We start from the raw sequence: 13952 nt of genomic DNA, 5'->3' as shown, positions 1-13952 counted from the left end.
TTTTGTCGTTTCAGACCCTGATCACACCGTGTCCACCTTCAGCGAATGATCATTGAGCATGCCGCTGATGATCGTCGCCGTGTCGTGCCCGCCGGCCACCACGCCGCCCGCCCCCGGGGTCACCGCCGTAGTGGCTGGCGAGGTTGACGCCGGCCAGGTCGATGAAGTGCAGGTAGTCGTCGAGCGACGCGGTGGTGCCGTTTTCACCTTGCAGCAGTTGCGACAGGTCGCGCTTATCGGTGCCGGGGGGGTGAAGTCGGTGATGGTGTCGTGGCCGCTGTTGCCCTTGAGGTACTGGAAGGTGTCCGCACCGCAAAAGGGGACGCATTTATTTTTCATCCCAACCCAAAGCCCGCGCTTTCCTTAGTACCGGGAGTGCGGGTTTTGTCATTTCAACGCCTTCGAAATTAGCTAAACGTGTTCAAGGACATATCCGCAAAACCACACAACCTTGCGCCTTTCACTGCGCATTCGCCCGAATCCGCCGACTTGTGTTCCTTGGGGAGGGGTTTTAGTCCTGTCAATGTGCCAGACGGGCTGGCATTGTCGGGCCGCCGCCCCGGAAGAAGCCGCTGTCACCAGCCAACCACTCGTCCTGAAACCCGTTCACCTGTCAGATCTGACAGGTGACGACCCTCTCCGCTCACGGTGTAATGAAGTCCTCCCGTAGAGGGTTCTCAACGCACGTCAGGAGAGCAGCATGAGCATAAATGTCAACTCGGCAGAGACTAAGGCCTTGCTTAGGTTGTTCCCCATGGCGATTCCGGGAGCAGAGCAAAAGGTATTTCCGCCTGGGGTCTACCATCTCGGTATTCCCCTGAGCCTTCATTCACCGACCACCGCGCTGTTCATGGTGATCGACCCAGTCACGACACTGGCCACCACGCTGCAAGCAAATGACTCCGTTAGGTTGTGGGTCAACGGCCTGGCGACCTCTGTGATCAAGATCATCAAACCGGGCGAGGAGAACGACCCCATCGACATGGAACTGCCGTGGGGCGGGCTGGTGGATGGCGGCAACACCCTGTTTTATCGGGTAACCCGACCCAGCGGCAACTTCGACGATTCCACCCCGGTACTCAACGTGCTGTTCAACAACCCGGCCTCCGGCATCACGGCCAGCCATCCGGCCAGTGTAGCCCCGGGGCAGCCTGCCACGTTCACGTTAACTCGCAACTACCCACGCGAATATGACGTGGTGACGCTGACCGTGGGGAGGTGGAGCAAAACCATTCCCTACGCCCACCCTGCCAACCCGATCAGCTACACCCTGAGCAGTGCCGATCTGCAGCAGATCGGTGACGGCACCCATCCGGTAAGCGCCACGGTGGTCGATCAGTTGAGCAACAGCAATGTGTCACCGACGACGTCCATTATGATCAACGCCAATCAGCGCGTCCTGAACCCGCCGATCATCGTGGAAGCCGAACCGGGCAAGACGCTTGACGTGGTGGCGCTGAAGGGCAGAGACGCCACGATTCACGGCCAGTCATGGACGGCCATCGCGTCGGGGCAGCAGGTGTGGCTCAAACTGACAGGCCGCAATCGTGCCGGGGTAGCCGTCACCTTGCAGATCTGGAATGGCGGTGCCAGCCGGGTGAATGCGACCTGGGTCAGCCAGGGTTTCTGGCCCAAGCCCTTGCCAGCCAGCTTTCTGTCCCAATTGGCAGACGGCTCCGGTTTGCTGATGGAGTTCTGGGTGTCGGAGGACAAGAGCGGAAACTTCGCGACGGCGACGAAGTTCCCGGGACCAGGTTTACACCGTCCGGGCGATTGCGCCGGTGGCACCCACCATTACCTCGGTGAAAGCCGATTCCGCCACCGGCCCGGAAGTGCCCGATGGTGCTTCCACCACTGCCACGACGTTCGTGCTAACGGGCAAGGGAACGGCCAGTCAGACGATCGTACTGCGCGACAATGGTGCCGTGACAGCCAGCATCAACGTAGGCGCCACGGGTGACTGGAGCCATACGCTCTCCGGGCAGGAACTTGGCGACCATGCTTTTACAGTCGAGCCGGCTGATGCTTCGTTCCCGGCCTCCCAGGCGAGAACACTTTCACGGGTGCACGCGACCGACTTTCAGGACGACTCTTACAATGGCTGGGTCCCTTTCACAGGTGCCCGCTCCGGATTCATCCGCGTACATTCGGGCGTCAAGGCGTTCTTCAACTTCACGGACATAAACCCTGCTACAGGCTACGCGGGAGCCGTGTTCTACCAGGACTTCATACTGTCCCCCGGCACTTACATACTGAGCATGAAGGCGACTCACGTTCCCGATTCTCCTGCGCCCAATCTGGTCAATCCACTCCTGTCGATCTCCACCAGTTTGCCCAATGGCCCGCAAGTCGCCTATGAGTTACCGAAGAACGGGGTCTGGTATGACTTCTCGATGCCATTCACCGTCCCCGTTCGCCAGCTCATCAGGCTTTATATCGTCAATCATCAGGACTACGGCATCGGCAACGATTTCGGCATACGCGGCATCGGCCTGAAGAAACAGGGGGCAAGCTTGAGCGGGGTGATGGAATCGCTCAACACACTGCCGCCCTACACAGGTCTGTTGCCGAAAGTTGTATTGCCCTGAGCGAGGCGCGGCAAACGGAGGCTTCATTCGACAAGTGTAAAAACCCGCCGCTCCCCAACCGGAACGGCGGGTATTGTCGTTTCAGACCTCAGTCAAACTGTATCCACCTTCAACGAATGATCATTGAGCATGCCGCTGATGATCGTCGCCGTGTCGTGCCCGCCGGCCACCACGCCGCCCGCCCCCGGGGTCACGCCGTAGTGGCTGGCGAGGTTGACGCCGGCCAGGTCGATGGTCTGGTTCGGCGTGGCGCCGGCCAGGGCGCTGACGTCGATGCTGGTGAGCACCGAGGCGCCGCTGCCGGTGACGGTGAAGTGCAGGTAGTCGTCCAGTGACGCCGTGGTACCGTTTTTCACCTTGCAGCAGTTGCGACAGGTCGAGCTTGTCGGTGCCGGGGGTGAAGTCGGTGATGGTGTCGTGGCCAGTGTTGCCCTTGAGATACTGGAAGGTGTCCGCTCCCGCTCCACCGGTCAGGGTGTTGTTGCCCATGCCGCCGATCAGCAGGTCATCGCCACCACCACCGTTGAGGATGTCGTTGCCCAGGCCGCCGTTGATCACGTTGTTATTGTTGTCGCCGGTCAGGGTGTCGTTGAAGTTCGAGCCGACCAGGTTTTCGATGTTGCTGATCGTGTCAGTGCCGGCGCCGATGGTGTTTTGCGCACCGAGCAGGCCGAGGTTGACCGTAACCCCGGTGGTGGCGTGGGCATAGCTGACCGTGTCGATGCCGGTGCCGCCGTCGAGAATGTCGCTGCCCGGGCCGCTGTAGAGCAGGTCGTTGCCCGCACCGCCGTGCATCTCGTTGTTGCCGGACCCGGCGGTCAGTACGTCGTTGCCGTCACCGCCATTGAGGAGGTTGTTGCCGCTGCCCGCCACCAGAATGTCATCCCCGGCAGTGCCGGTGAGGGTGTGGCCATCCTGATAAGTGATGCTGACGCTGGCCGTGTCGCTGCCGCCATGGTTGTCGTTGGCGGTGTAGGTGCCGTTGAAGTCCGGCGTCACGTCGTGGGCGCCGGCGTAATTGACTGTCATGGTCAGTTGATAGTTTTCCGCTGCATTGGGGTTGCCGCCGCTGGTGTTGCTGATGTTGGTCACGTGGATCTGGTAGGTACCATCGGCGTTGGCGGTGATGGTGTCGCCGTCGGCGATGCTGACGAACGCGCCGCCGTTGACCGAGTACTCCATGGTGACGTGGCCAGCCGCGAGGTTGTGATCCAGGTTGAGGGTTTCGCCCTGCTTCAGTTTGACGGTGATCAAGTCCTCATCGTTGGCATTGGCGTTGGTCACCGCACCGAGGTAACCACTGACCACCAGCACCGCGGTCATCGCGGCGGTGTTCGCCGCGAACGCGTTACGCACGTCGGCCAGGTTCTGGTTGGCCGCCGTGTTGCTGGTGCCGTTGAACGTGATCGCGCCGGTACCGGTGAAGTCCGCGCCCTTGGCCACCCAACCGGTGTTGAAGGTGGTTGGCGAGGCGTTGAGCGTGTCGCCATCCGGGTCGGTGTCGTTGGCCAGCAACAGTTCGCCCGGCACCGTGACGCTGCTCGACAGCACGTTGGTGATGACGTGGTCGTCCACCGCCACCGGTGGCGAATTGGGGATCACTTTCACGGTCAGCGTCGAGCTGGCGAGGTCGCCGTCATTGTCGCTGAGGGTGAAACCGATGTTCTCGGTGATCACCGTGGTCGTGGTTTTCTGCGAGGTGTAGCTGTAGTCGCCGGTATCGAGGTTGATCACCAGCGTGCCGCTGTTGTTGGTAGCAATGCTGATCGTGTTGTTCACGGTGTTGAACGTGCCGTGGTTGGTGCCGCCGCTTGCGGTCAGCGAACCCTGACCGCTGTTGGCGCGCGGGTCATAGGTGTAGGTGGTTCCGTCGACCACGATGGATTTGATGAAGCCGCCATCGGCGCCGAACGTACCGCCCTCGCCTAGCAGCGAGCCAGTGACCGGCGCGCCTTCGACAGTGCCCGACAGCACCGAGTTGAGCTGATTGAGGTCGGTGACCACCACTGCGTTGGTGTTGGTGTGGCTGATGCCGTCATAGGCCAGCGGGTCGAGGTTGGCGTTGCTCACGCCGCTGCCCAGGCCGATCGCATAGTTCTTGATGTTGTTGGCATCGAGGAAGTTTTTCAGCGCGGTCTCGTCGGCGGTGCCGATTTCCTGACCGGTGGTCGGTTTGCCGTCGGAGAAGAAGTAACCGACGTCCTGCGCCCCGGTGAGTTTGCCGGAGGTATTGAAAGCGGTTTGCATCATCGCCACCGCCGCATCGTAGTTGGTGCCGCCGCCCGCCGTGAGGCCGGCGAGAATCGATTTGGCGGTCGCTACGTCAACCCACACCGAAGTCCTGTCGGTGGCGCTGCTGCTGAAGGTGACGAGCTGCACCTTGACGTCGCCGAGGTCGTCATATTTGTCGAGCAAGGCACTGATCGCCTGTTTCGCCAGATCCAGCCGCGACAGGCCCGGCACGCCGGACGGGTCGACCATGCTGCCGGAAATATCGAGGACGATCAGCAGATTGGAATCGATCTCCACCGCCGCCACCGAGCGGTCCGACGCCACGGCTTTGGGCACGTCATCGACGATGTTGACCACGATTGTGCTGGTGGTGCTGTTGCCCAGCGCATCGGTGGCTTTGTAGGTGAAACTTTCGCTCAGGGTGTTGGCGCCGTCGTTGGCGTTTGGCGTGGTTTTCGGTGCCGAGGTCAGGGTGTAGGTGTAAGTGCCGTCGGCGTTGAGCTGGATCTGCCCGTAGGTGCCGGTGGCGCTGCCGACCAGGCTGTAGGTGAGCGCCCCGCTGCCGCCGGTGACCGCACCGACCAGCGTACCGGTGGCGGTTTCGCCGGTGTTGCTCGGGTCGCTGCCGGTGACCGTGCCGGGGGCCAGGTCCTGGCGTCCTTGGTCAGGTCGAGGGCTTTTTCGTAGACCGTCACGTCCTGATCGACCGACGCTATGAGTTTGCTGTCGGCGACGTTGATGGTGATGGTGGTAGTGCTTTCGTCGCCGTCACCGTCGCGGATGGTGTAGGTGAACGTGTCGGTGGCGCCCGGTGGGCTGACCGAGTTCGGGTTGCTGTGGTAAATGGCGTTGCCCGCCGCGTCCAGCGTCAGGTAGCCGTAAGTGCCGATGATGTTGCTGTTGAGGCCGCCGATCGCCGAGCTTGAAGTGTCGCCGCCGGCGCGCACGCCGACCACAGCACCACCCGCCGCTGCGCCGTCCGCACCGGTGACATCATTGCCCAACACGCTGACATTCACCGTACCGCCCTCCACCACCGAGCCGGTGTCGGCCTTAGCGGTCGGCAGGTCATCGATGATGTTGACGTTGATCTGGCCGCTGGCGGTGCTGCCGTCGGTGTCAGTCGCGACCACGTTGAAGTTTTCGGTGAGGCTGTTGGCGCCGTTGCCGGTCGGGTGATTTTCGTTATCCACCAGGGTGTAGCTGTAACTGACCACGCCGGTCGCCGGGTTGTAACCGGTGACGGTGAACGTACTGCCCAGCGGCGACACCACCGATTGCGGGAAGCCTGCGGCGACCCCGTTGGTCACGACGGCAATGCCACCGACAGTGAGGGTTTGCAGGCCATCCAGGGCCGTGACGGTGAACGTACCGCTCTGTGTCAGCGCCGGGGTGTCAGGGCTGGTGCCGTCACTGAGGTTTTTCTCGTAGACGGTGAGTTCGCCGCCATTGACGTCGAGGCCGTTGAGCACCACCGGATCGTCGTTGTTGTGGATGTTCAGCACCAGGTTGGCGGTGCTGGTATCGCCGTCGGCATCGGTGAGCGTGTAGGTGAATGTCTCGGTGCCGTTTCCACCGCCGTGCAGCGCCTTGAAAGCGGCGTCAGCCGGGTTAAGCGTGTAGGTGTAAGTGCCGTTGGCATTGAGCACCAGCGTGCCGTAAGTCCCGGTGAACGTACCGGCAGTGATCGGCCCGGCATTCGGTCCGATGGCGACCACGTCCGCGCCTTGCACGTCGTTAGTCAGCACGTTGCCGGTCAGGGTCAGCTGGGTTTCCGAGGCACTGGTGGCGTTGCTGTCGTTGAGGGCTTTGGGCACGTCATCGACGATGCTGACGACGATGGTGCTGGTGACCACATTGCCCAGCGAATCGGTGGCCTGATAGGTGAAGGTTTCAGTCAGGGTATTGGCCCCGTCGTCGGCATGCGGTGTGGTGGTCGCGGGCGAGGTCAGGGTGTAGGTGTAAGTGCCGTTGGGGTTGAGCACGATCTGCCCGTAGTTGCCGGTGGCACTGCCGACCAGCGTATAGCTGATGGTGCCGACCGCACCGGTGACCGAACCGACCAGTGTGCCGGAGGCGGTTTCGCCCGTATTGGTCGGGTCGCTGCCGGTGACCGTACCCGGGGCCAGATCGGCGCCGTCCTTGGTCAGGTCGAGGGCTTTTTCGTAGACGGTGACATCGGTGTCGCTGGTCGCATACAGCTTGCTGTTGGCGACATCGATGGTGATGGTGGTGGTGCTTTCATCGCCATCGGAATCGCGCACGGTGTAGGTGAACACATCCACCGCACCGGGGCCGTTCACGGCATTGGGGTTGCTGTGATAGACCGCGTTGCCGTTGGCGTCCAGCGTCAGGTAGCCGTAGGTGCCATTGATGTTGCTGTTGAGGCCGCCAATGGCCGAGGTCGAGGTGTCGGAGCCGGCGCGCACACCGACCACCGCGCCGGTCACCGCCGGGCCGTCGGCGCCGCCGATGTCGTTGTCGAGCACGTTGCCGCTGACGGTGCCGCCCTCCGCCACCGAGGCGGAATCGGCGTGCGCGCTCGGCAGATCATCAATGATGTTGACGTTGATCTGGCCGCTGGCGGTGCTGCCGTCAGTGTCAGTCGCCACCACGTTGAAGTTCTCGGTGATGCTGTTGGCGCCATTGCCGTTCGGATGGGTTTCGTTATCGACCAGGGTGTAGCTGTAGCTGACCACGCCGGTCGCCGGGTTGTAGCCGGTGATGGTCAGCGTGCTGCCCAACGGCGTGACGATTGATTGCGGGAAACCTGCGGCCACACCACCGGTGACGACGTTGATGCCGCCCACGGTCAGGGTTTGCAGACCGTCGAGCGCGGTCACGGTGAAGGTACCGCTCTGAGTCAGCGCCGATGCATCGGGACTGGTGCCGTCGCTGAGGTTTTTCTCATAGACCGTGAGTTCGCCACCATTCACGTCGAGACCGTTGAGGATCACCGGATCGTCGTTGTTGTGGATCTGCAGGACGAGGTTGGCGGTGCTGGTATCGCCGTCGGAATCAGTGAGGGTGTAGGTGAAATTTTCGGTGCCGTTGCCGCCACCGTGCAGGTTTTTGAAGTCGGCGTCGGTCGGATTGAGCGTGTAGGTGTAAGTGCCGTCGGTGTGCAGTTCCAGGGTGCCATAGGTGCCGGTGAAGGTACCGGCGGTGACAGGGCCGGTGGGTACGCGGTCAGCGCCTTGAACGTCGTTGGTGAGGACGTTGCCGGTGAGAGTCAGATTGGTTTCTGACGCGGTGTTGGCGTTGGAATCGTTCACCGCTTTGGGCAGGTCATCGATCACGTTCACATCGAGGGTTGCATTGGCAGTCGTACCGTTGTCGTCCACCACGGTGACGGCGAATTGCTCGGGCAGGTTGTTGGCGCCGTTGGCGGTTGGGTGGGCTTCGTTATCGACCAGGGTGTAGCTGTAGCTGACAACTCCGGTCGTTGCGTTGAAACCAGTGACGGTCAGCGTGCTGCCCAACGGAGTAGTGACCGATTGCGGGAAGCCTGCGGCCACACCATTGGTGACGACGGCGATGCCGCCGACGGTCAGGCTCGTTACACCGTCTTGCGCAGTGATGGTGAAGGTGCCGCTCTGAGTCAGTGCATTAGCGTCCGGCGCGCTGCCGGTGCTGAGGTTTTTCTCGTAGACCGTGAGTTCGCCACCGTTTACGTCCAGGCCGCTGATGACCACCGGATCGTCGTTGTTGTGGATCTGCAGCACCAGATTCGCGGTGCTGGTGTCGCCGTCCGAGTCGGTGATGGTGTAGGTGAAGGTTTCGGTTCCATTACCGCCGCCGTGCAGGTTTTTGAAGTCGGTATCGGTCGGGTTGAGCGTGTAGGTGTAGGTACCGTCGGTGTGCAGTTCCAGGGTGCCGTAGGTGCCGGTGAAGGTACCGGCGGTGACGGGGCCGGTCGGTACGCGGTCAGCGCCTTGAACGTCGTTGGTAAGCACGTTGCCGGTCAGGGTCAGCAGGGTTTCCGAAGCGGTATTGGCGTTGCTGTCATTCACCGCTTTTGGCAGGTCATCGATGATGTTCACATCGAGGGTTGCATTGGCAGTCGTACCGTTGTCGTCCACGACGGTGACGGCGAATTGCTCAGGCAGGTTGTTGGCGCCGTTGGCGGTTGGGTGTGCTTCGTTATCGACCAGCGTGTAGCTGTAACTCACTACACCGGTCGTTGCGTTGAACCCGGTGATGGTCAACGTGCTGCCGAGCGGTGTCGTCACCGATTGCGGGAAGCCAGCAGCCACACCATTAGTCACCACAGCAATACCGCCCACAGTCAGGGTGGTGACGCCGTCCAAAGCGGTAATCGTGAACGTGCCGCTCTGAGTCAGTGCATTGGCGTCCGGCGCGCTGCCGGTGCTGAGGTTTTTCTCGTAGACCGTGAGTTCGCCACCGTTTACATCCAGGCCGCTGATGACCACCGGATCGTCGTTGTTGTGGATCTGCAGCACCAGATTCGCCGTGCTGGTGTCACCGTCCGAGTCGGTGATGGTGTAGGTGAAGGTTTCGGTGCCGTTACCGCCGCCGTGCAGGTTTTTGAAGTCGGTATCGGTCGGGTTGAGCGTGTAGGTGTAAGTGCCGTCGGTGTGCAGTTCGAGGGTGCCATAAGTGCCAGTGAAGGTACCGGCAGTGACGGGGCCGGTGGGCATCCGATCGGCACCTTGCACGTCGTTGGTCAGCACGTTGCCGGTCAGCGTGAGCGTGGTTTCCGAGGCCGTGCCCGTGTTGCTGTCATCGACCGCTTTGGGCAGGTCGTCGATCACGTTCACATCGAGGGTTGCATTGGCAGTCGTACCGTTGTCGTCCACGACGGTGACGGCGAATTGCTCGGGCAGGTTGTTGGCGCCGTTGGCGGTTGGGTGGGCTTCGTTATCGACCAGGGTGTAGCTGTAGCTGACCACACCGGTAGCTGCGTTGAAACCAGTGATGGTCAACGTGCTGCCGAGCGGTGTCGTCACCGATTGCGGGAAGCCAGCAGCCACACCATTAGTCACCACAGCAATACCACCCACGGTCAGTGTGGTGACGCCGTCCAACGCGGTAATCGTGAACGTGCCGCTTTGAGTCAGTGCGTTAGCGTCCGGCGCGCTGCCGGTGCTGAGGTTTTTCTCGTAAACCGTCAGCTCGCCGCCCTCGGCGTTCAAGCCATTGATCAGCACCGGATCGTCGTTGTTGTGGATCTGCAGCACCAGATTCGCGGTGCTGGTATCGCCGTCAGAATCGGTGATGGTGTAGGTGAACGTCTCGGTGCCGTTGCCGCCACCGTGCAGGTTTTTGAAGTCGGCATCGGTCGGGTTGAGCGTGTAGGTGTAAGTGCCGTCGGTGTGCAGTTCGAGGGTGCCATAAGTGCCAGTGAAGGTACCGGCAGTGACGGGGCCGGTGGGCACCCGATCGGCACCTTGCACGTCGTTGGTCAGCACGTTGCCGGTCAGCGTGAGCGTGGTTTCCGAGGCCGTGCCCGTGTTGCTGTCATCGACCGCTTTGGGCAGGTCATCGATCACGTTCACATCGAGGGTTGCATTGGCAGTGGTGCCGTTGTCGTCCACGACGGTGACGGCGAATTGCTCAGGCAGGTTGTTGGCGCCGTTGGCGATTGGGTGGGCGTCGTTGTGATCGAGGGTGTAGCTGTAGCTGACCACACCGGTAGCTGCGTTGAAACCAGTGATGGTCATCGTGCTGCCGAGCGGTGTCGTCACCGATTGCGGGAAGCCAGCAGCCACACCATTAGTCACCACAGCAATACCACCCACGGTCAGTGTGGTGACGCCGTCCAACGCGGTAATCGTGAACGTGCCGCTTTGAGTCAGTGCGTTAGCGTCCGGCGCGCTGCCGGTGCTGAGGTTTTTCTCGTAAACCGTCAGCTCGCCGCCCTCGGCGTTCAGGCCATTGATCAGCACCGGATCGTCGTTGTTGTGAATCTGCAAAACCAGATTCGCAGTGCTGGTATCGCCGTCCGAGTCGGTGATGGTGTAGGTAAACGTCTCTGTGCCGTTGCCGCCACCGTGCAGCGCTTTGAAATCTGCGTCGCCGGTGTTCAGGGTGTAGGTGTACGTGCCATTGGCATTCAACACCAGCGTACCGAAAGTGCCGGTGAAGGTACCGGCAGTCACAGGCCCGGTGGGCACGCGATCGGCACCTTGCACGTCGTTGCTCAGCACGTTGCCGGTCAGGGTCAGCAGGGTTTCCGACGCGGTATTGGCGTTGATGTCGCTCACCGCTCTGGGCACGTCATCGATGATGTTGACGTCGAGCGAGCCGGTGGCAATGTCGCCATTGCTGTCACCGGCGGTCACGGTGAAATGTTCGCTGAGGCTGTTGGCGCCGTCACCGGCCGGATGGGCGTCATTGCCGTTGAGGGTGTAGCTGTAACTGACGACCCCGGTCGCAGCGTTGTAACCGGTGATGGTCAGGGTGTTGCCCAGTTGCGTGGTGATCGACTGCGGGAAACCCGCCGCCACGCCGCCACTGATCACGCTGATGCCGCCAATGTTCAGACTGCTCAAGCCGTCCGGCGCCGACACCGTGAAGCTGCCGCTCTGAGTCAGCGCGCCGGGGTTGGCCGAGGAGCCGTCGGGCAGGTTGGCTTCATTGAGAGTCAGCTCACCGCCAGGCACCGCGAGGCCACTGAGGGTCACCAGATTGTTGACCGGCGGCGGCACGATCGGCGTGTTGTTGCCATTGTCGATCACCGCGTTATGCCGCTCTTCGGGAAACTCGGGAATGCCATTGAAACCGGCGGTCGGGAAGCCGATGACCGGATCCACTCGTCCACCGACTTCAGTCAGCAACACAAAGCTGTGACCACCGCCCGCCTCGCCCGGCACGCCAGTCGGCGCGTTCGGGCCCGCAGCGGTGGCTTCAGCGGCTTTGGTTGGGTCTTCGCCGGCAGCGATGGCTTTCTGAATCTGCTCGACATCGGTCAGTTGCGCTTCGCTCGGCGTCAGCGCTTCAGGGGAATCAATGTGCACCGCCTGATTGGCCAGTAGTTGCCCGGACAGGGTCATGCTGCTGTCGCGACCCAGGGTCAGTTCGTGGCCATTTTGCAAATGAATGGCGACAGCGCCTTCTGCGCCGGTGATCACTTGATCACCGGCAAACAAGCGGTCGCCCTCGACCAGCGCGCGGCGAGTGCCGTCGGTGCCTTGAGCAAACACCTGACCAATGACTTTAGTGACGATCCCGATGAGCGTTGCCATGTGAAACTCCTCCGCTGCCGAACACCGTCGGCACTGGTTCGCGAAGCACGCCCATGGCTCAAGCGGGTTGCCGGGGTGACGCTCGCACCTCGACAGTTCGTTTCGCAGGTAGCGCAAACAAGGAAAGGTCGGTGCTTTCAAGCACTGCGCAATCCTGATCGATGCCGCAAACCCACTAGCGCTACGTAACGGTGGTGAATCACCCGAGTGACAAAAAACCGTCACTCATCTGCCGCTACGCGTCCCTCCCCTTCAGCATTACTTCGCCGTATGTCGCAAAGTGAATGGAACTTTCCTCAAGCCTTTCCGTGCTCCCTGAAGCGCATAAACAAAGGCTTTCGTCCTGAACAATGTGCCGTTTTTTGGCCAAGCGCATAAGTTTTTTTTCGGCATAAGCCTTATGAAAATTTTTTCTTAGCTACGCTTCAGGATGTTCTTAGCTCTGTTGTTACAAGAGTGAAACGCTTACACCTTAAATTATCGTCAAATATTTGGCGACGGTAACACACCATCAGGACCAGGGAGATGCACCCCATGCGCGTTTTAACCCCCCTCTGCAGCGCGGTTTTGCTGGCCATGGCTTGCACTTCTCAAGCCCAGGCCATGAACCTGACCGAGGCAATCCAGAGCACCATTGCCACCCACCCGGATCTCGCCTCGCGTGTGGATGCCAAACTGTCAGCTGATGAACAAGTGAAAGTGGCCAAGGGTGGCTTCTATCCGTCCGTCGACTTGAATGCCGCGTATGGCCGTGGTTACAGCGACAACACCAACACCCGGGCCTTCGGTAATCACCACACCGAAATTCTCAATTACACCCAGTCGGAACTGCGCCTGCGGCAAATGATCTTCGACGGCTTCAACACCGCCAACGAAGTCGAGCGCACCAAGGGCGTGTCCAACTCGCGCGCCTACTACGCGCAAGGCACCGCCCAGGATCTGGCGCTGCGTACCATCGAGGTCTACCTCGAAGTGCTCAAGCGGCGTGAATTGGTGACCCTGGCCAAGAACAACCTGCAAGCGCACCTGCGCGTGAATGATCAGATCGGCCTGCGCACCCAACGCGGCATCGGCAGTACCGCCGACTCCGATCAATCGGTCGCCCGTAAGGCGCTGGCGCAAAACAACCTCGACACCGCCGAAGTCGATCTGGCCGACGCCGAATCGAACTTCTACGCCGTGGTCGGGCGCATGCCCGATGAACTCGAAGCGCCACCGTCGACCCGCGGCGAAATCCCCACCAGCCTGCCGGAAGCCCAGCAGAGCATGGTCGAGAACAACCCGTACCTGAAATCCGCGCAGGCGGACGTGCAGTCAGCCGAGAGCCAGTACGAAGTTGCCAAGTCGCCGTTCTATCCTCGATTCGATGCCGAAGCGGCGGTGGGTGCGAACAACAACGTGCAAGGCGATGAGGGCCACGACAACGAATGGCGCGTGGGCGTGATCATGAACTACAACCTGTTCCGTGGCGGCAGCGACAAGGCCCGTCTGGCGTCCGATGCGCACCAGATCAACCAGGCGATGGACATCCGCAACAACGCCCTGCGCCAGTTGAACGAGAACATTCACCTGGCGTGGAACGCCATGGTCAACGCGAACAAACAGACCCCGACCGCCCGTGAATACGCCGAGACCACCAAACGCGTGCGCGCGGCGTATCAGGATCAGTTCGGCCTCGGCCAACGCACCCTGCTCGACTTGCTCGACAGCGAAAACGAGCTCTACAACGCCAACCGCCGCTACACCGAAATCCGCTACACCGAGGAATATTCGATGTACCGCGTGCTGGCGAACATGGGCCAGTTGCTGAGCAAGCAACGGGTGGTGCTGCCGGCGGATGCGATTGCGGCGACCGAGGTCAAAAACGAAGCGCGCCTGCCTGAGCTGAAATGAAGTACCCCCTGTAGGAGCTGCCGAAGGCTGC

5 protein-coding genes and 2 pseudogenes are annotated in these 13952 nt (G+C 61.2%); 3 read left to right on the top strand and 4 right to left on the bottom strand.

Annotation, left to right across the window (positions count from 1 at the left end; genetic code table 11):
- Positions 1 to 21: 21 nt before the first annotated feature.
- Positions 22 to 312: pseudogene (locus HT737_RS23135) on the bottom strand (type I secretion C-terminal target domain-containing protein); the annotation flags it as partial.
- 538 nt (positions 313 to 850) lie between these two features.
- On the opposite strand from HT737_RS23135, the gene HT737_RS23130 reads away from it, so the two are divergent.
- Both HT737_RS23130 and HT737_RS23125 read left to right on the top strand, forming a co-directional pair.
- Positions 851 to 1960 carry a hypothetical protein gene (locus tag HT737_RS23130; protein WP_182404076.1) on the top strand — a complete coding sequence of 370 codons (1110 nt, stop codon included), beginning with the start codon at positions 851 to 853 and terminating at the stop codon, positions 1958 to 1960.
- Positions 1926 to 2588 carry a hypothetical protein gene (locus HT737_RS23125; protein ID WP_182404075.1) on the top strand — a complete coding sequence of 221 codons (663 nt, stop codon included), beginning with the start codon at positions 1926 to 1928 and terminating at the stop codon, positions 2586 to 2588. The genes HT737_RS23130 and HT737_RS23125 overlap by 35 nt, the downstream gene beginning before the upstream one ends.
- Before the next feature lie 92 nt (positions 2589 to 2680).
- Here the strand turns inward: HT737_RS23125 and HT737_RS31920 are convergent, their stop codons facing one another.
- From HT737_RS31920 to HT737_RS23120, 3 genes and pseudogenes are all read right to left on the bottom strand, one after another.
- Complete coding sequence (locus tag HT737_RS31920) at positions 2681 to 2875, bottom strand: hypothetical protein (RefSeq protein WP_374011193.1); 195 nt, start codon at positions 2873 to 2875, stop codon at positions 2681 to 2683.
- Between the two features lie 91 nt (positions 2876 to 2966).
- Positions 2967 to 5291 (bottom strand): annotated as a pseudogene (locus tag HT737_RS31915) (VWA domain-containing protein); the annotation flags it as partial.
- A complete protein-coding gene (locus HT737_RS23120; protein ID WP_306287252.1) occupies positions 5288 to 12028 on the bottom strand; it encodes a retention module-containing protein in 6741 nt (2246 codons plus the stop codon). The pseudogene HT737_RS31915 and the gene HT737_RS23120, both read right to left, overlap by 4 nt.
- Before the next feature lie 534 nt (positions 12029 to 12562).
- On the opposite strand from HT737_RS23120, the gene HT737_RS23115 reads away from it, so the two are divergent.
- Complete coding sequence (locus tag HT737_RS23115) at positions 12563 to 13921, top strand: TolC family outer membrane protein (RefSeq protein WP_047292413.1); 1359 nt, start codon at positions 12563 to 12565, stop codon at positions 13919 to 13921.
- Positions 13922 to 13952: the final 31 nt, after the last annotated feature.

Origin of the sequence: Pseudomonas sp. MD195_PC81_125 (assembly GCF_014060985.1) — a bacterium.
In the GTDB taxonomy this organism is placed as follows: Bacteria; Pseudomonadota; Gammaproteobacteria; order Pseudomonadales; family Pseudomonadaceae; genus Aquipseudomonas; species Aquipseudomonas parakoreensis.
This window is presented reverse-complemented; position numbering and strand designations above follow the sequence as displayed.

Excerpts from the sequence above, each read along its gene's own strand:
- HT737_RS23115 (WP_047292413.1), top strand. The coding sequence starts at position 12,563 with ATGCGCGTTTTAACCCCCCTCTGCAGCGCGGTTTTGCTGGCCATGGCT.
- HT737_RS23130 (WP_182404076.1), top strand. The coding sequence starts at position 851 with ATGGTGATCGACCCAGTCACGACACTGGCCACCACGCTGCAAGCAAAT.
- HT737_RS23120 (WP_306287252.1), bottom strand. The coding sequence starts at position 12,028 with ATGGCAACGCTCATCGGGATCGTCACTAAAGTCATTGGTCAGGTGTTT.